The sequence below is a fragment of the Comamonas sp. CMM02 genome (assembly GCF_014851485.1).
GTDB classification, from domain to species: domain Bacteria; phylum Pseudomonadota; class Gammaproteobacteria; order Burkholderiales; family Burkholderiaceae_C; genus Comamonas; species Comamonas avium.
In genome coordinates, this window is the sequence record NZ_JACUZW010000003.1 from 896,137 (window position 1) to 912,318 (window position 16,182).

Genomic DNA, 16,182 nt, shown 5'->3' on the forward strand with positions numbered 1-16,182 from the left:
GCAACAACTGTCAAGCGAAAATTGCGACAAAATGCTAATAACTCTAAGTAAAAAACCTTCATTCGTTCTTTCATAGGCTTTTTCGGGGCGCGGGGTGCATGTATTACCCATGGCTATTCCGAAAAACCTGCGAAATATAAATTTCTTCAACAAACACAACCACTAAGATAAATCAATAAATCAACGAAAAAAAGTTAACGAAAACCATGAATAAACGATATCTTGCGAAAGTCCGGGTCTAATTTTCACCTGTTCTCTTGCATTTTCCATATTTTTAAAGATAATGCTTCGCCTCCTATTTACGTTTAAATAGGAGTCCGCATGAACGCAAAACGCTAGCAAGAAAATTTCAGATTGAGGTCGTTAAACAGATTTTGCGAAACGACCGCAGGGTGGCCTTGTGATTCACTCCGTTTAAGCGCGAGACAAAAGGCCTGCACGAGTGGCTTCGCCTGCAGCAAATTGCTGCTACACAACGCTTAGAGCAAACCAGCCAAAGCGAAGAGATACGTTGCTTGAATGCTGGGCTCAAGAGGTCACCGATGAGCGTGACATGCTAAAAAAGCAGCAACGTACTGAGCATGTGCCGGGGGCTGCAGTTGCCCCCCAATGGTTACTGCGCCTGGAAAGTTCAACCGCAAAGCCAGTGCGCTGCCGATGACCAGCGCCCGCTGGGCTTACTCCTGCAGGCCTGGCTAGGTAGTGGCGGTGTGTATGGCTGGCGAAGAGTTCGAGAGACGCAATTGCGTGAAACTGGCAGCTATAGCTATCTAGGAGCATCTGGTCGATGCAGGGATCGATTCGCTTCTGTACGCAGCCAGCGCGAAAGCTGAATGACGAATAGGTCTAGCCTGGTGATGATGGTGCGCTGCGCAGAACGAGGCTGAACAGCGTCGATGTGCGAAAGAATCCGGTTTTGCAGGCGATATCTCGGATGGACAGGTGCTCACATGGCGCCCAGCGTCTGATGACGTCTCAACGTAGCCACGTCAATCACCCCTGCCCCCTGCTGCACCAGAAAGCAGCAGGCTAAGGTGAATACGTGGATCGGATGAAGATGGAAAGCATCAGGTCTAGTGGATCACTTGTGCCTGGCAATCAACACTCTTGTATCTGCACACCGTCACTGCAAGCTGCAGGCGTCCAGTTTTTGCAGCGCAGGCCAATCGTGCTCATGAAATGTCAGCTGACGGCCCTGCGGCCCCGTCAGCGCCGTCAGTACGCCGGGAAATCCCAGCGCTGCCACAGAGATATCTGCCAATGCTGCATTGCTGCGCTCCAGCTGCTCGCGCTCAGACATGTCAAATTGCGGCACAAGCTGCGGGAAGCGCTCACGCAAAGCTGCATTGCTCCAAGTCAGCAGCGGCACCTGCAGGCTGCTTAAGCCACTGCCAGTACGGTATTGATCTGCACATGGAGGCATAGCCACCCCATGATCACTGGAGTACAGCAGCAAGGCTGTTTTCCCCTGCCCAGCGCCGCGCTCTACCATTTGAATCCATTGCGTCAGCAAATCACTGGAATAGCGCAGTGAGTTGTCATAAACATCCGGAAAGAGCGCCGCAGTGGCGGGATAGCGTTCTTCAACCTGAAAGTGACTGCCGTAAGTGTGAAGCACCACCAGCTTGCGGGGCGCGGGGTCTTGCAGTGCTTCTTGCAGATGCGGTGTCAGCACCTCGTCCCACTCTCCATTTCCTGCCTTCAAAAACACATCCGCAGCACGCCGGAATGTGACGCCATAAAAATCTTCTACCGCGCTGTGATAGCGCGAATTGCTCACCACAAAGGTTTTGTAGCCGGCTTGGCGGGCAATATCCAGAAACGAGGGAGCGCGGTGCTCCACGCTGTCTTGCGCCGCCATGCCAGTGAGCAGATAAGGCAGCGCTGCCGCCGTATTCAAACCATGGGCCATTGCACGCGCCACCTGCACACCCTGCAATTGCGCCAAGGCACCATTGGTGTCAGCACCCTGATACCCCAGGAGTGACCAACGCTGCGCTGATGCACTCTCTCCAATCACAACCACCAGGGTATCCACCTGTGCAGCTTCAGGCGCAGCACTGGGCAGTTGTGGCGTGTAAAACAAGCTGTCCGTCAATTGCTGCTGCGCCGTCCATGCACGCACAATGTGCATGGGGTAAATGGTTTTCAGCTTGCGGATCACTTCGTCAAAGTCATAACGCTTGACCAGCACAAACACAAGAAAAACACTCCAGATCACCACCCCCGCCCAGGACAGTTTGCGCAACACGGGCGATGCATTGGCCGACATGCTTGCGAAACGCCAGACATAGCGACAAGCAAAGATACCCGTCACCAGCCACGCCACGGCACACGCCACCCATGGCCAGGGCAGCACGCCCACGAACTCCTGCGCTTCCTGCCAGTTGGTGCGCAGCGCGGTCGCAAGCAGCAACTGGTCTGCCAGATTTCCAAAAAAACCAACGTGAACAATATTGATGGCGCCCAGAGCCAGCAGCCCCGCCATTGCCAGAGCCAAAGCAGGCCGCCACAGCGTTAATGGCCAGAACAAGAAGGCCGCTGCAACCCAGAGAGCACCAGCGCGCAGGCTGAGCCCTTCTAACAATGCTGGAGTGAACAGCCACATCCAGCACACAAAGGCCAACCAGCCCCGGCTATTTTTTGGAGACATGCAACTCAATCGATATTCAATGCGTCGCGCAGCTTACTGCATCTGGACACATGTTTTTGGGCAAGCAGGTACAGTTCGAAACCTTCACTTGCTGGCGTATTGCGCTTGGCTACTACCTTTCATTTTCCATCACCATACTGAATGACCGCTCCCGCACTGCCCATCCTGTATTCCTTTCGCCGCTGCCCATACGCCATGCGTGCGCGTTTGGCTCTGGCACATGCCGGCATGGCTTGCGAGTTGCGTGAAATCAATTTGCGCGCCAAGCCTCAGGCACTGCTGGATGCATCGCCCAAGGGTACTGTGCCGGTGCTGGTCCTGCAAGATGGCCAGGTGATCGAGCAAAGTCTGGCGATCATGCTGCATGCGCTGCAGACGAATGACCCAGATGGCTGGCTCACCCCCACCCACGGCACGCAAGATGACATGCTGGCCTTGGTTGGTCGCAACGACGATTTTTTTAAGCAAGTACTGGACCGTTGCAAGTACCCTGAGCGCTATACCGCCGAAGCCGTCAATCAGGCTCAGACAGATGCCATCACGTGGCTCGCAGCCTTGGATGAACAACTGGCAGAAACAGGCTATCTGTATGGCTTGAACCCCAGCCTGGCCGACATGGCTTTGCGCCCCTTTGTGCGCCAGTTTGCGCGCATTGATGAGGCTCAATGGGCTGAGCAGCCCTGGCCTCATCTGCAAGACTGGCTGCAGCGCTGGATTGATTCAGCCCTGTTTGCCGAAGTCATGGAAACCTACCCAGGCTGGATACCAGACACCACGGGACCAATTTTCAGCACCAGCAGCATTGAATCTGCTTAAAGCTTTGACAGCTCCAAGCTTTAAAACTTGCTAACACCACGCAGCCAGCCATGGGCTCTTGATTGAGAGAGTTCACAAAGCCTCACAAAGCACAAAAGTGCACGGCAAGGCAGAGTGACGCTGAATCAAAGAGACTGTTCGCCGCTCTCAGGCTTACAGCGCCTGTATTTCAAGCGCCAGTCACTGTCTTTTTTATTTTTTCTTGTTAAACCAAGCCCCGGGACGGCGTGCCGACACCACGGGGCTTGTCTTTTTATGCAGCACTGGTGCCGCAGCACTGCGGCGACCCTCGCCAGCGGGCATGCTGTCGCCCCACTGGATGTCTGCGCGCTCAATGCTGCGCCATTCACCGGGGCGCAAATCACCCAGCTCCAAGTTGGCAATGCTTTGGCGAATCAGGCGCAGTGTCGGATGGCCAATCGCCGCCGTCATCTTGCGCACCTGGCGGTTCTTGCCCTCAACCACCTGAATTTCCATCCACACATCCTGCACGCTTTTGCGGACACGCACAGGTGGATCACGGGGAGCGATTTGCGGCTGTGGCTCCAGCAACTGTGCCTGGCAAGGCAAGGTGGTGTAGTCCTCAATGCGCAGACCAGCACGCAGGCGCTGCAAGGCCGATTCATCAGGTACACGCTCGACCAGCGCCCAGTAGGTTTTTGGCTTTTCGTTGCGCGGGTGCAGCAGCTGCTCAATCAAAGGGCCATCGTCAGTGAGCAACAGCAGACCTTCCGAATCCTTATCCAGACGGCCTGCCGGATACACCCCCTTGGGCAAATCAAACTCCGCCAATGAACGCGCTCCACCCTCAGGCGTGAACTGGGATAAAACGTCGTAGGGCTTGTGAAAGAGGATGTACTGGGGCATGCAGAAATCAGGAGGTCTCAAAGCACAGATTGTCAGCCAAAGCAAAAAGCCCCAGCACGACAAGCATGCTGGGGCTTTTGCTGGTGATTGCTAAAGATCAAGTGCGTTTTCCGCCTTTGAGCAGCAAGACCAGCAGCAGCACCGAAAAGCCCGCAAAGCAGATAAAAGACCAGTTGGCAATTGAGCCGCCAAGGAACGTCCAGTCCACCGCGGTGCAATCGCCAGACCCACGGAAAATCATGGGAATGGCGCGGCTGATCGAGTAGTTTTCGATCATGCCGTAGAAGTCACGCCCACAGGTGGCGAACTCAGGGGGATTCCATTGCAGCCAGCTTTGGCGTGCAGCCACAAAAGCACCAAATCCAGAGGCCAGCAAGGCCAGTACGCCAAAAGATTTCCACCACCCACTTTGCCCTTTCAGGCTTGCCAGTCCAGCCAAGACAGCGACCAAAATCAATGCATACCGCTGCACGATGCACATTGGGCAAGGCTCTAAACCCTGCACATACTGCAGATACATGCCGAAGGCCAGCATGCCCACACAAATGGCAGCAATCAGCGCCAGAGTGCGGCGCGGGGCTGTGGTGATCTGATTTAAAACCTGCATGGTTCTCTCATCAACAGGAGGGGCGGCATCAACGCCCCCTGCCCCATGCAGGCGACGCCGTTAGATGCCGGCAGCTTCGTCCAAGAATACCTTGGCGCGCCGCGGTGTCACCACCAGCGTCTCTCCTTCGCGCAGCCCCATTTCACGGTACTGCTGTGCAGAGATTTGCGCCTCGATCAAATGCTCAGAATCCGCATTGTCTTTGGTTTGGTGATCATCCGCAGCAATAAGTTCCAAACGTGCGATGGGGCCCACCACAATCGCGCGACTGAGCTGCACCACCATGCCTGTCTGGCGGCCATTGCCATCGGTATGCTGCCCCGGCGAATAGCGCTCCACATCGAGCTCATGCGGACGCACATATGCAAACGCACTCTTGTCAGTGGCTCCGACCGCCTCGCTGCTTTCCAGCTGCATGCCCTCTTCCAGATAGACATGCCCATCCTTGGCACGGCCCTTGAACAAGTTGACGTCGCCCAGAAAACCGTAAACAAAGGGACTGGCAGGGTTGTCCCACACTTGCTGCGGTGTTCCCTCTTGTTCAATCTTGCCCTGATTGATGACCACCACGCGGTCGGCCACTTCCAGCGCCTCTTCCTGATCGTGTGTCACGAAGATGGAGGTCACATGCAGCTCATCGTGCAGGCGGCGCAACCAGCGGCGCAGTTCCTTGCGCACCTTGGCATCCAGTGCACCAAAAGGTTCATCCAGCAGCAACACCTTAGGTTCAACGGCCAAAGCGCGCGCCAAGGCAATGCGCTGGCGTTGTCCACCAGACAGCTGCGAAGGAAAACGATCAGCCACCCAGTCAAGCTGCACCAGCTTGAGCAGGCTCATGACCTTTTCTTTGATCTGCGCTTCGCTGGGGCGTTCTTTGCGAGGTTTGACGCGCAGGCCAAAAGCCACGTTCTCAAACACCGTCATATGCCTGAACAGGGCGTAATGCTGAAATACAAAGCCCACATTGCGGTCGCGCACATGCACGTCCGTGGTGTCTTCACCGCTGAAGTGGATGCTGCCGACGTCGGCCGTCTCCAGGCCTGCGATGATGCGCAGCAGTGTGGTCTTGCCGCAGCCCGAGGGGCCAAGCAGCGCAATCAGCTCTCCCGACTTGATGTCCAGGCTCACATCGCGCAGGGCCTGGAAGTCGCCAAACTGCTTGCTGACATTGCGAATTTCAATGCTCATGGTCTGTCTCTTTCAAATGCGTTGCACGCTCAAGATGCCTTGAGGGGTGTCGGACGCTCTGGCGGCAAGTTGACTGCCGCCTTGATCTGTTGTTCGTGCTTCCACTCCGCCACGGTCTTGATGAGCAAAGTCACCAGCGCCAGCAAAGCCAGCAAAGACGCCGCTGCGAAAGCCGCCACGGACTGGTATTCGTTGTACAAAATCTCAACGTGCAAAGGAATCGTGTTGGTCTGACCGCGGATATGCCCAGAGACCACCGACACCGCGCCAAACTCGCCCATGGCACGGGCGTTACACAAGATCACGCCGTACAGCAGGCCCCACTTGATGTTAGGCAAGGTCACATGCCAAAAGGTTTGCCAACCGCTGGCCCCCAGTACGATGGCCGCTTGCTCTTCGTCATTGCCTTGCGCTTGCATCAGCGGAATCAGCTCACGGGCAATGAATGGGAAGGTCACAAACACGGTCGCCAGCACAATGCCGGGCACAGCAAAGATGATCTTGATGTCATGCTCTGCCAGCCAGGGGCCCAGCCAGCCGTGGGCACCGAACACCAGCACGTACATCAGGCCAGCTACCACGGGCGAGATAGAAAACGGCAAGTCAATCAGCGTGGTCAAAAAAGCTTTGCCTTTGAACTCGTACTTGGCAATACACCAGGCGGCGGCCACACCAAAGACCAGGTTCAGTGGCACCGCAATTACGGCAGTCAGCAAGGTCAGCTTGATGGCAGCCCAGGCGTCTGGCTCATTCAAGCCCTCCCAATACGCTTGCAGCCCTTTGCGCAGCGCCTCGGTAAACACAGCGGCCAGCGGCAGCACTAGGAACAGCAAGATAAAGGTCAGTGCCACCCCCACCAGCAGCCAGCGCACCCAGCGTGGCTCTGTCGTGGAGAGTTTTTCAGGTCTGCTGCCTTTGGGTGGGGCTGTGAGCTTGTAGGCAATCACAAGCACCACCAGGATAGCCAGCAGCACTTTCAACAAAAAGTAATGTTGCTCGTTCATGCGGGAGCTCCTGTATGGCGGCGCTGCCACGCTTGCAAGGCATTGATCACCAGCAGCAGGACAAAGGAGATCACCAGCATCACCACAGCCACGGCTGTGGCTCCAGCGTAGTCATACTGCTCCAGCTTGCCGATGATGATCAACGGTGTGATTTCTGAAACCATGGGCATATTGCCCGCGATGAAAATAACCGAGCCGTATTCACCCACCGCGCGTGCAAATGCCATGGCAAAGCCTGTCATCAACGCTGGCAAGATGCTGGGCAAAATGACTTTGTAAAAAATCTGCCAGCGCGAAGCACCCAGACTGGTGGCTGCTTCTTCCAGTTCTTTTTCAGAGTCTTCAAGTACGGGCTGTACGGTGCGCACCACGAAAGGCAACCCAATAAAGATCAGTGCAATCACAATCCCGTTGGGGTTGAACGCCAGCTGAATCCCTAAAGGCTCCAGGTACTGCCCTACCCAGCCGTTGCCTGCCAGCAATGCCGTCAGTGAAATGCCTGCCACTGCCGTGGGCAGCGCGAAAGGCAAATCCACCAGTGCATCTACGATCTTCTTACCCGGAAACTTGTAGCGCACCAGCACCCATGCAATCAGCAGGCCAAAGACCAGATTCACGCACGCAGCGATGAACGATGTGCCAAAGGTCAGCTTGTAGGAGGCCACTACGCGCGGTGAAGAGACTGCTTCCCAGAACTGGGGCCAAGACAGTTCAAATGTCTTGAAGATCAGTGCTGACAATGGGATCAGCACAATGATGCTCAGATAAAAAAGTGTGTAGCCCAAGGTCAGCCCGAAACCGGGCAAAACGCGCTTAGCGCCACGCCCACGGCGAACCGCAGCGGTGGCGCTAAGACTGCTTGGGCTGGCGGGAGATGCAGAAGCCATGGTGTCCCTGTCAGCCTAGATTGTTGTTATGTGCATGCAAAGCGCAAAGGCGCTGTGCATTACTTGCCTGGTGTGTAGATTTCGTCGAACTTGCCACCGTCATTGAAGTGAACCTTCTGCGCTTCACCCAAGGAACCAAAGTACTTGCCCACCGTAAATTGCTTCAGGGGCTTGAATATATCGGCGTGCTTCTTGAGCACAGCTTCCGAACGGGGGCGCAATGCATGATTGGCTGCAATTTCCTGGGCTTCGTCAGAGTACAGGTAGTCCAGGTAAGCCTTGGCCAATGCGCCTGAACCTTTCTTCTCAGCCGTGCGCTGAACAACAGCTACTGGGTTCTCTGCAATGATGGAGCTGGATGGGTACACCGCCTGCACCTTGCCTTTGCCAAATTCACGGTCTACCGAGATCACCTCGGATTCAAACGTGATGAGCACATCACCAATATTGCGCTGCAAGAAAATGGCTGTTGCGTCACGCCCACCCTTGCCCAGAACCGGAACGTTCTTGTACAGATTTTTCACAAAAGCCTGCGCATCAGCATCCGAGCCACCGTTTTCACGCACCGAGCCCCAGGCGGCCAGATAGGCGTAGCGCCCATTGCCACCAGTTTTGGGGTTCACGACCACTACCTTGACATCTGGGCGAATCAGATCTTTCCAGTCTTTGATGTTCTTGGGGTTGCCTTGGCGCACCAGAAACAGCATGGTCGATGTTGTTGGCGATGCGTCGTTAGGAAACTGCTTGGCCCAGTCTTTGGCTACCACGCCGTTACTGGCCAGAAATTCAATGTCTGTGGTGGTGTTGAAAGTCACCACGTCGGCAGGCAGGCCGTCATTGACGGCACGGGCTTGAGCGCTGGAGCCGCCATGCGCTTGGTCAATCTTGACGTCCTTGCCGGTGGTCTTCTTGTAGTGCGCAACGAACGCTTGGTTGTAGTCCTTATAGAACTCGCGTGCAACGTCGTATGAAACGTTGAGCAATTGATCCTGCGCACTTGCCATGCCACCGGCAGCCAGCGCAATCGTTGCCAACAGAGTCTTGAGCTTCAAAGATGTCATGGTGTGGTCGCCTTGCTCACTAGGAGCGTTTTAAAGAGATGCTTCGAATTGTGATGAAGAGTTCTTAAAACTCAAAAGAATATATTCTTTTAAATTTATCGAAAAATTGCATATAGAAAATATGAGCAAGATCCGCCTGTCTGACAGCGCATGTCCGTACTTTCAATACCCATATCAAGCCGCAATCTGCTGCTTGCCCATACCCCAGTCCATGTCTTGCAGCAAAGATTCAAGCAAGGCAAAGCCCAGAGGCCAGCGGCCATGGCCTGATTCCACATTGATGTGGCCTGCGTTTTGCAGCCGCACAAATTCACTGCCCCATGCCCGTGCATAGGCTCCTGCCAGACGCACAGGGCAATATGGATCGTTGCTGCTGGCAACCAGCACACTGCGATAAGGCAAGGCCTTATAGGGCACCGGCGCAAAGTCGGCCAAATGAGCTCTGCGCTCAGGGTCTGCCGGAGCCACCAGCAATGCACTGCGAATGCGCGCTGCAGCTGCTGCTGAGACATGGGTGGTCGTAATGCACCCCAGACTGTGCGCCACCACAATGGCAGGCTCAGGGCGCGACAGCAGCACGGCTTCCAAAGTACGCACCCAGTCTTCACGCTTGGGCGTGAGCCAGTCTTCTTGCTCTACCCGCTCCGCGTGGGGCAGTGCTTGGGCCCACAAACTTTGCCAATGCTCGACGCCAGAATTGCGCCAGCCTGGAACAATGATGATGCGAGGTGGGGTGGTGGACATGGCATGCTCTCCTTGGGAGGGCCGATTGTGAAAGCCTGCTCTCCAAACTCCAACGAATGATTCGTTGTTTCCTTATGCGCATAAGCATGTGCACAGAGGAAGAACAGCGCTGCAAACACCGCACGGCGCAGGAAATTTGCGGCCAGCCTTCGTGTCTTCGTAGCAAAAAAAGCCATAAAAAAAAGCGCTACACCCTATACAGGATGAGCGCTCCAGGCTTGTTTATTTGACGACTAAATATCAGCCGCCAAGGCAATGTTCACACGTTCGCAGTTGGCATACAACGCATTCAGGGATACCTTGGACATCACACGCTGCCCGTCAGGCAGCTCCAGTTCAAACACAAAGTGGCTGCCACGAAAAGTGCGTGCACGCACCTTCACGTTCACTCCGCTTTCAGCTACACGCACATGCTCAGGGCGCAGCAAAACTTGCATGCCATGCGCAGTGGCGTAATGGGGGTGCCCTGCGGGCAGCAGACCCAGTGCGGTTTGCCATTGACCACCAGCGGTGGTTTTCGCATGCACCAAGGCCCCTTCGCCGACAAACTGCGCAACATCCTGTGTCGCAGGTGCACAGTACACCTGCACTGCGTTGCCCCACTGCATGAGCTGACCACGCGCCATTACCCCCACATTGTCGGCCATGGCAAAGGCCTCATTTTGGTCGTGCGTCACCATCAAAGCGGTGGCCTTGGCCTGCTTCAAGATGGCCCGCACCTCCCGCGCAATGCTCTCGCGCATGCTGGTGTCCAGGCTGGAAAAGGGTTCATCCATCAACAACAAACTGGGCTTGGGCGCCAAAGCACGTGCCAGGGCCACGCGCTGTTGCTGACCACCGGACAAAGCATGGGGCCAGCGCTGACCCATGCCCTCTAGACCCACAAGCTCCAGCATTTCCTGCACGCGAGCAGCGCGCTCATTCTTGGTCATGCGGTGCAAGCCAAAACCAATGTTGTCTCCCACATTCAGGTGGGGAAACAAAGCGTGGTCCTGAAACACCATGCCAATGTCACGCAACTGTGGCGGTACGCTCTGCGCAACTGCAGCTACCGTCCGGCCCTGTAAATCAATCTGGCCTGCCCGCACAGGCTCAAAGCCTGCAATGGCTCGCAGCAAGGTGGTTTTGCCACAGCCCGAAGGGCCAAGCAGACAACCAATCTCACCCTGATCCAGACGCATGCTCACGTTTTGCACCACGATGGTGGCGCCATAGCCCAGCGAAACGTTTTTAACTTCAAGCATTCAAAAATCTCGGCAATGTTTAACCGCCTGAAGACGGCGTCTTTTCCGTTTGCAGCACCAGCAAAATCACGGGCAGCAAACCGACCAGCACAATGGCCAAAGCAGGCAAAGCGGCTTGATCCCACATGGATTCTGATGTGAGCTGGAACACACGCACGGCCAAGGTATCCCAGCCGAACTGGCGCATCATCAGCGTGATGGGCATCTCCTTCATCACGTCCACCACTACCATCAAAAAAGCAGACAGCAACCCTGTGCGCAGCAGCGGAAGGTGCAAACGGCGCAAGGTCTGCCACGGCCCCAGTCCCAAAGAAGCACACGCTTCTTCCTGGCTGCGCGTAATGCGCTGCATGGCAGCGTCGGTCGCGTTGTAGGCGACTGCCAAAAAGCGGGCTGCCAGCGCAAGCAGCATGCCAGCCAGACTGCCCTTGATGATGCCCAGACTTTGGACACCCCAAGGCTCCAGGAGCGCCATCAACCAAGCATCCAGCCACGCAATGGGCACGAACACCCCCACTGCCAGTACCACGCCCGGCATGGCGTAACCCAGAACAGCCAACCGCACCGTCCAGCTGGTCAGTCCATCTGCATAGCGACGCCGAATCCAGGACAGCATCAGCGCCAGCACAGTGGCAATGGCTGCAGTCATCAATGCAAGCGACAGCGTATTCCAGGCATAGCCCCAGTAATCACTGTTCAGATCTTCCTGCCATACCGACAGCGACCAAGCCACCATTTGCACCATGGGCACAGCAAATGCGGCAGAAAAAATCAGCAGACACAGCGCAAACGCCAGCCAGCGACTGCCCCCCTTGAGCACCACGCGGTACTGCTGAGGATTACTCACATGAAAGCGCTGTGCACTGCGCGATCGCTGCTCAGCCGCCAGCAGCAGCGTAACCACGAGCACGAGCATGGCCGCCAGCTGTGCGGCAGCACCAATGTTGTGCAGGTCAAACCACGACTTGTACAACGCCGTGGTGAACGTATCAAAGTTAAAGACCGCAATCGCACCAAAGTCAGCCAGCACCTCCATCAGCACCAGGGCCAAACCTGCACCGATCCATGGGCGTGCCAGAGGCAGGCCGACTTTAAAGAATGCGGCTACGGGGCTATAGCCCAGTGCCTGCGCCGCTTCCATGCTGCGGTGCCCCTGTGTGAGAAATGCACTGCGCGCCATCAAGTACACGTAGGGGTAAAACGCCATGACCAGCACCATGACCAGCCCCCACAGGCTGCCACGGATATCAGGGAACCAGCGGCTGCTTCCAAAGATATCGCGCAGAAAGCTTTGCACGGGCCCTGCATACTCAAACAGCCCCATCTGCACAAAAGCCAGCACATAGGCAGGAATGGCCAGCGGCAGCACCAGCGCCCAGGCAAAAAACTTACGGCCGGGGAAATCACACATGGCTGTCAGCCACGCCAGGGGCACGCCGACTGCCAGTACCACGATGCTGACGATCAGCATCAGCAGCAATGTATTGGCCAATACACGCGGCAGCACGTGGTTCCACAAATGCTGCCAAATCTCAGGTTGAGGCGTTAAAGCCATTCCCACCACCGCCAGCAAAGGCACGATGGTGAGCAACGCAATGGGCAGCGCAAAAGCAAAACCGCGCCAGCGGTAGGCTGGCGCGGTATGGTCTACAACGGACAAATAGCTAACCTAATTGGAAAAACTGATTAACGATAGCCGACACGGTCCAGCAGCTTGATGGCTTCTGCTTGGTGCGAGCCAATGTCGCCAGCATTCAGAGGGCTAGGAACGAACTTGCCCCACGCCTTGACGATAGGATCTTCTTCAGCCTTCTTGTTGATCGGGCTCTCGTAAGTGCCATGGGTATAGGCCGTCTGCACCTTCTCGGAAGACAGCCACTCCAGCAGCTTGCGAGCGCCTTCTGGGTTCTTTGCGTGTTTAACCACACCAGCACCCGACAGATTCACGTGTGTGCCACCTTGACCGGGGCCTTGGTTGGCCCAGAACAATTTGACGGTCTTGTTGAATTCAGGCTCTTTGGCCAGGATGCGACCAAAGTAGTAAGTGTTGGCGATGCCTACATCACACTGACCAGCAGCAATGGCTTTGAGCAAGCTGGCATCGTTGGTGAACACGTCACCAGCCAAATTGTTCACCCATCCCTTGGTGATGGCTTCTGCTTTTTCTACACCATGCTTGGCAATCAACATGGCCACCAGCGACTGCGTATAGGCTTGCTTGGAAGTGCGCAGGCACAGCTTGCCCTTCCACTTAGGGTCAGCCAAGTCTTCGTACGTGCTCAGTTGTTCTGGCTTGACGCGATCTGCTGCGTAAAAAATGGTGCGCTCACGCTGCGACAGGCCCCACCAGCGATTGCCTTCGTCACGGAAGTTGGCTGGTACGTTGGCGTTCAATGTCGGGGAATCGACCTTTTGCAGCAGGCCACGCTCAGCAGCATTCCACAAATTGCCCACGTCCACCGTAATGAGCACATCTGCCGGAGAGCTGGCACCTTCTGCGGCCAGACGCTCTGCCAAAGAACCTCCACGATCGGTCAGCAGATTGATTTTCACACCGGTTTGCTTGGTGTACTCGTCCAGCGTAGGTTTGAGCAACGCTTCAATACGCGAGGAGTACACGGTCACGGCCTGAGGTTGCGCGGCTTGCGCCAGGGTTGCAGCACCCACCAAGCTCATGCACAGAGCTGTCTTCCAAAGTTTCATTTTGAAAAGCTTCCAGTCAGAAAATCGTGCCGCATCGGCTGCAGCACTACACCGTCGAGGTGCGGGAGGTTACAAGAATTGCGGTCAGGAACACCCAACAACTAATAAGAATAATTCCTATTTCTTTATTCTAATGCAAGTGCTATCTACAGCTGACATTCATGCCTGTATGAACGCACGGTTTTTACGCGCTACCACCTGTGCCATAGATTTGCTCATCCAAGATCACTGACAACCAGTTCACAGATGCTGGGGCGCACATAAAAAAAGCGCATGCCTGCAGGACATGCGCTTCGATGCAGTTGCCACTGGAGCGGACGCTGCTAGCAGCATTGCGACTGCCAGCAGCATCAAGATCAATGGTTTCCGTCAACCAGCAATTTGCCTTGTGCAATCAGTTGCTTGATCAAAGCATTCTGTGCCCCCGCATCGTTACCGGGATCTGTCCACTTCACGCCTTCCAGCGTGATCTGCTGATCAAACCCATTGCCGTTACTGGCCAAGACACCAGAGCTGGATACCTTGACAACCGTGTTGCTGCCAGCACGGTCGATGTGCAGAAACTTACTCAGATCACCTGAGTTTTCTTCACCCTGTAACAAATCACGCAAATCCAGCGCGTCATTGCCTTTGGCAGCACCGCCTTCACCAAAATCCTTGATCACGTCCTTGGCTGGAGCCTGGGCAGTGCCTGCATCATTTTTCAGCCAGACAAAGATGTCATCACCCGGCCCGCCCAGCAGAGTGTCATGGCCTTTGCCGCCGATCAGAATGTCTTTGCCAGCGCCGCCGCTCAAGCTGTCATTGCCCAGTCCGCCAACCAAAATGTCGTTGCCGTCACCGCCCTGCAAGGCGTCATCGCGCGCCACGACATCAGTAGCTGTCAAAGTCAAACTCGCCGGGACATCAACATGCTCAAAATTGCCATCGACAGCAACCACTGTTGCCTGCAAATCTGTTGACCCATCGGTAATCACAGAAAGCTTGCCGTAGCCATTGGCATCCAGTTGCACGCGATAAATCTGTCCCGCAATATCAACCTGTGCGGTAGGAAACGTATTCACGAAATCATATTTGCTGGGATCCGGCGCATGCGTGGTCCGGAATTCAAACGTCACATCGCTGACGCCTGAAATGCTTTGCACACCACCCGCCACCACCTCTCGATAAGCAATGGAGTGAATCAAGTAATCATCTCCGGCACCTACCGCAGAAAATACCGCCGATGCGAAGGTCTGCCCGCTGCCAGGTTCAAAGGTGTAGGCCAAGTCCACCTTGTCCGAGCCCCCTGCCGCTTTTTCTGTTCTGGTGAGGTTGCCACTGGCGTCGTAGTACTTGACCAGCGCCTCTGTGCTGGAGCCTCCGCCAGAAACAATGGCCCAACCTACAGACTTGCCAGCAGCATCAAAAAACTCCACCTTGGCTGCTTCGCCGTTATGGCGCCAAGCGAACTGGACATCAAAATTCTTGACCTCGTTTTTGAACTCAATGGCAATCTTTTCACTCTTGCCATTGCTGTAGCCCAACTCTTTGTCGTCACCCGATGCCGCACCAGCCACACCAAAACCGTCGTGATCTGTACCTCGCACCGTAGAGATATCAGCAGGCTTGCCATCCACCCCATAAGCCTTGACCACAAAACTTTGGCTGGTCGATACGTTGTCCACATTGATCACTGATGTCTTGGTCACAATGGCATGGATATCCACCTTGACCGTGTCAGGTGTATCGGCCACCACCACGTCTGCCGTGGCTGTGGTGTCCAGATTTTCAAAGTTGCCGCCGCCGTTGGTGCCTGTAATGGTCAGTGTCTCGGTGGCGCCATCCTTGTAGACGTCGTCGCCCTGCACGGCAAACGCAGTCGATTGCACCACTGTGCCCGGCACATAGCCCACGCCAAACGTGATCGTGGCGCCGTTGCTCAGCGTCACCACCAGTTCGGTTTGTGGTGCGTGGTCAAGGCTGCCGCCCACGGTCACGTTCGTGCTGCCTTCAACGGCGTTGGTGCCCACCAAGGTCACTTTGACCGTGTCAGGCGTATCGGCCACCACCACGTCTGCCGTGGCTGTGGTGTCCAGATTTTCAAAGTTACCGCCGCCATTGGTGCCTGTAATGGTCAGTGTCTCGGTGGCGCCATCCTTGTAGACGTCATCGCCCTGCACGGCAAACGCGGTCGATTGCACAACCGTGCCCGGCACATAGCCCACGCCAAACGTGATCGTGGCGCCGTTGCTCAGCGTCACCACCAGTTCGGTTTGTGGGGCATGGTCAAGGCTGCCGCCCACGGTCACGTTTGTGCTGCCTTCGACGGCGCTGGTGCCCACCAAGGTCACCTTGACCGTGTCAGGCGTATCGGCCACCACCACGTCTGCCGTGGCTGTGGTGTCCAGATTTTCAAAGTTACCGCC

13 protein-coding genes are annotated in these 16,182 nt (G+C 55.7%); 1 reads left to right on the forward strand and 12 read right to left on the reverse strand.

What is annotated here, in order from left to right; translation table 11 throughout:
- Positions 1 to 1,123: 1,123 nt before the first annotated feature.
- Positions 1,124 to 2,653 (reverse strand): sulfatase-like hydrolase/transferase, encoded by a 1,530-nt coding sequence (locus IB213_RS13575; RefSeq protein WP_192407109.1) that lies wholly within the window; start codon positions 2,651 to 2,653, stop codon positions 1,124 to 1,126.
- Positions 2,654 to 2,794: 141 nt separating this feature from the next.
- Here IB213_RS13575 and IB213_RS13580 point away from each other — a divergent pair, with 141 nt between their 5' ends.
- Positions 2,795 to 3,469: a glutathione S-transferase gene (locus IB213_RS13580; protein ID WP_192407111.1), complete on the forward strand. Its 675-nt coding sequence runs from the start codon at positions 2,795 to 2,797 to the stop codon at positions 3,467 to 3,469.
- Positions 3,470 to 3,661: 192 nt separating this feature from the next.
- On the opposite strand, the gene IB213_RS13585 is transcribed toward IB213_RS13580, so the two are convergent.
- The 11 genes from IB213_RS13585 to IB213_RS18305 all read right to left on the reverse strand — a co-directional run.
- A complete protein-coding gene (locus IB213_RS13585; RefSeq protein ID WP_191721469.1) occupies positions 3,662 to 4,336 on the reverse strand; it encodes a pseudouridine synthase in 675 nt (224 codons plus the stop codon).
- A 97-nt stretch (positions 4,337 to 4,433) separates the two neighbouring features.
- Positions 4,434 to 4,943 carry a disulfide bond formation protein B gene (locus IB213_RS13590; RefSeq protein WP_192407113.1) on the reverse strand — a complete coding sequence of 170 codons (510 nt, stop codon included), beginning with the start codon at positions 4,941 to 4,943 and terminating at the stop codon, positions 4,434 to 4,436.
- Between the two features lie 60 nt (positions 4,944 to 5,003).
- Positions 5,004 to 6,131: a sulfate/molybdate ABC transporter ATP-binding protein gene (locus IB213_RS13595; RefSeq protein WP_191721467.1), complete on the reverse strand. Its 1,128-nt coding sequence runs from the start codon at positions 6,129 to 6,131 to the stop codon at positions 5,004 to 5,006.
- Positions 6,132 to 6,160: 29 nt separating this feature from the next.
- A complete protein-coding gene (gene cysW, locus IB213_RS13600) occupies positions 6,161 to 7,135 on the reverse strand; it encodes a sulfate ABC transporter permease subunit CysW (protein ID WP_225561106.1) in 975 nt (324 codons plus the stop codon).
- Complete coding sequence (gene cysT / locus IB213_RS13605; RefSeq protein ID WP_191721466.1) at positions 7,132 to 8,022, reverse strand: sulfate ABC transporter permease subunit CysT; 891 nt, start codon at positions 8,020 to 8,022, stop codon at positions 7,132 to 7,134. Before cysT ends, cysW begins: the two co-directional genes overlap by 4 nt.
- A 59-nt stretch (positions 8,023 to 8,081) precedes the next feature.
- Positions 8,082 to 9,083, reverse strand: a complete 1,002-nt coding sequence (locus IB213_RS13610) for a sulfate ABC transporter substrate-binding protein (RefSeq protein ID WP_191721465.1) — start codon at positions 9,081 to 9,083, stop codon at positions 8,082 to 8,084.
- A gap of 174 nt (positions 9,084 to 9,257) precedes the next feature.
- The gene (locus tag IB213_RS13615) at positions 9,258 to 9,827 is read right to left on the reverse strand and encodes an alpha/beta hydrolase (RefSeq protein WP_192407115.1); all 570 of its coding nucleotides are present in this window, start codon (positions 9,825 to 9,827) and stop codon (positions 9,258 to 9,260) included.
- A 233-nt stretch (positions 9,828 to 10,060) separates the two neighbouring features.
- Positions 10,061 to 11,071 (reverse strand): ABC transporter ATP-binding protein, encoded by a 1,011-nt coding sequence (locus tag IB213_RS13620; protein ID WP_192407117.1) that lies wholly within the window; start codon positions 11,069 to 11,071, stop codon positions 10,061 to 10,063.
- A gap of 19 nt (positions 11,072 to 11,090) precedes the next feature.
- Complete coding sequence (locus IB213_RS13625; RefSeq protein WP_225213908.1) at positions 11,091 to 12,731, reverse strand: iron ABC transporter permease; 1,641 nt, start codon at positions 12,729 to 12,731, stop codon at positions 11,091 to 11,093.
- A gap of 26 nt (positions 12,732 to 12,757) precedes the next feature.
- The gene (locus tag IB213_RS13630; protein WP_191721462.1) at positions 12,758 to 13,774 is read right to left on the reverse strand and encodes an extracellular solute-binding protein; all 1,017 of its coding nucleotides are present in this window, start codon (positions 13,772 to 13,774) and stop codon (positions 12,758 to 12,760) included.
- Between the two features lie 356 nt (positions 13,775 to 14,130).
- On the reverse strand, positions 14,131 to 16,182 hold a 2,052-nt coding region (locus IB213_RS18305; protein ID WP_192407119.1), incomplete at its 5' end, for an immunoglobulin-like domain-containing protein.

Bases quoted from the DNA above. Each gene is read 5' to 3' on its own strand.
- IB213_RS13575 (WP_192407109.1), bottom strand. From the start codon at position 2,653: ATGTCTCCAAAAAATAGCCGGGGCTGGTTGGCCTTTGTGTGCTGGATG.
- IB213_RS13580 (WP_192407111.1), top strand. From the start codon at position 2,795: ATGACCGCTCCCGCACTGCCCATCCTGTATTCCTTTCGCCGCTGCCCA.
- IB213_RS13585 (WP_191721469.1), bottom strand. From the start codon at position 4,336: ATGCCCCAGTACATCCTCTTTCACAAGCCCTACGACGTTTTATCCCAG.
- IB213_RS13590 (WP_192407113.1), bottom strand. From the start codon at position 4,943: ATGCAGGTTTTAAATCAGATCACCACAGCCCCGCGCCGCACTCTGGCG.
- IB213_RS13595 (WP_191721467.1), bottom strand. From the start codon at position 6,131: ATGAGCATTGAAATTCGCAATGTCAGCAAGCAGTTTGGCGACTTCCAG.
- cysW (WP_225561106.1), bottom strand. From the start codon at position 7,135: ATGAACGAGCAACATTACTTTTTGTTGAAAGTGCTGCTGGCTATCCTG.
- cysT (WP_191721466.1), bottom strand. From the start codon at position 8,022: ATGGCTTCTGCATCTCCCGCCAGCCCAAGCAGTCTTAGCGCCACCGCT.
- IB213_RS13610 (WP_191721465.1), bottom strand. From the start codon at position 9,083: ATGACATCTTTGAAGCTCAAGACTCTGTTGGCAACGATTGCGCTGGCT.
- IB213_RS13615 (WP_192407115.1), bottom strand. From the start codon at position 9,827: ATGTCCACCACCCCACCTCGCATCATCATTGTTCCAGGCTGGCGCAAT.
- IB213_RS13620 (WP_192407117.1), bottom strand. From the start codon at position 11,071: ATGCTTGAAGTTAAAAACGTTTCGCTGGGCTATGGCGCCACCATCGTG.
- IB213_RS13630 (WP_191721462.1), bottom strand. From the start codon at position 13,774: ATGAAACTTTGGAAGACAGCTCTGTGCATGAGCTTGGTGGGTGCTGCA.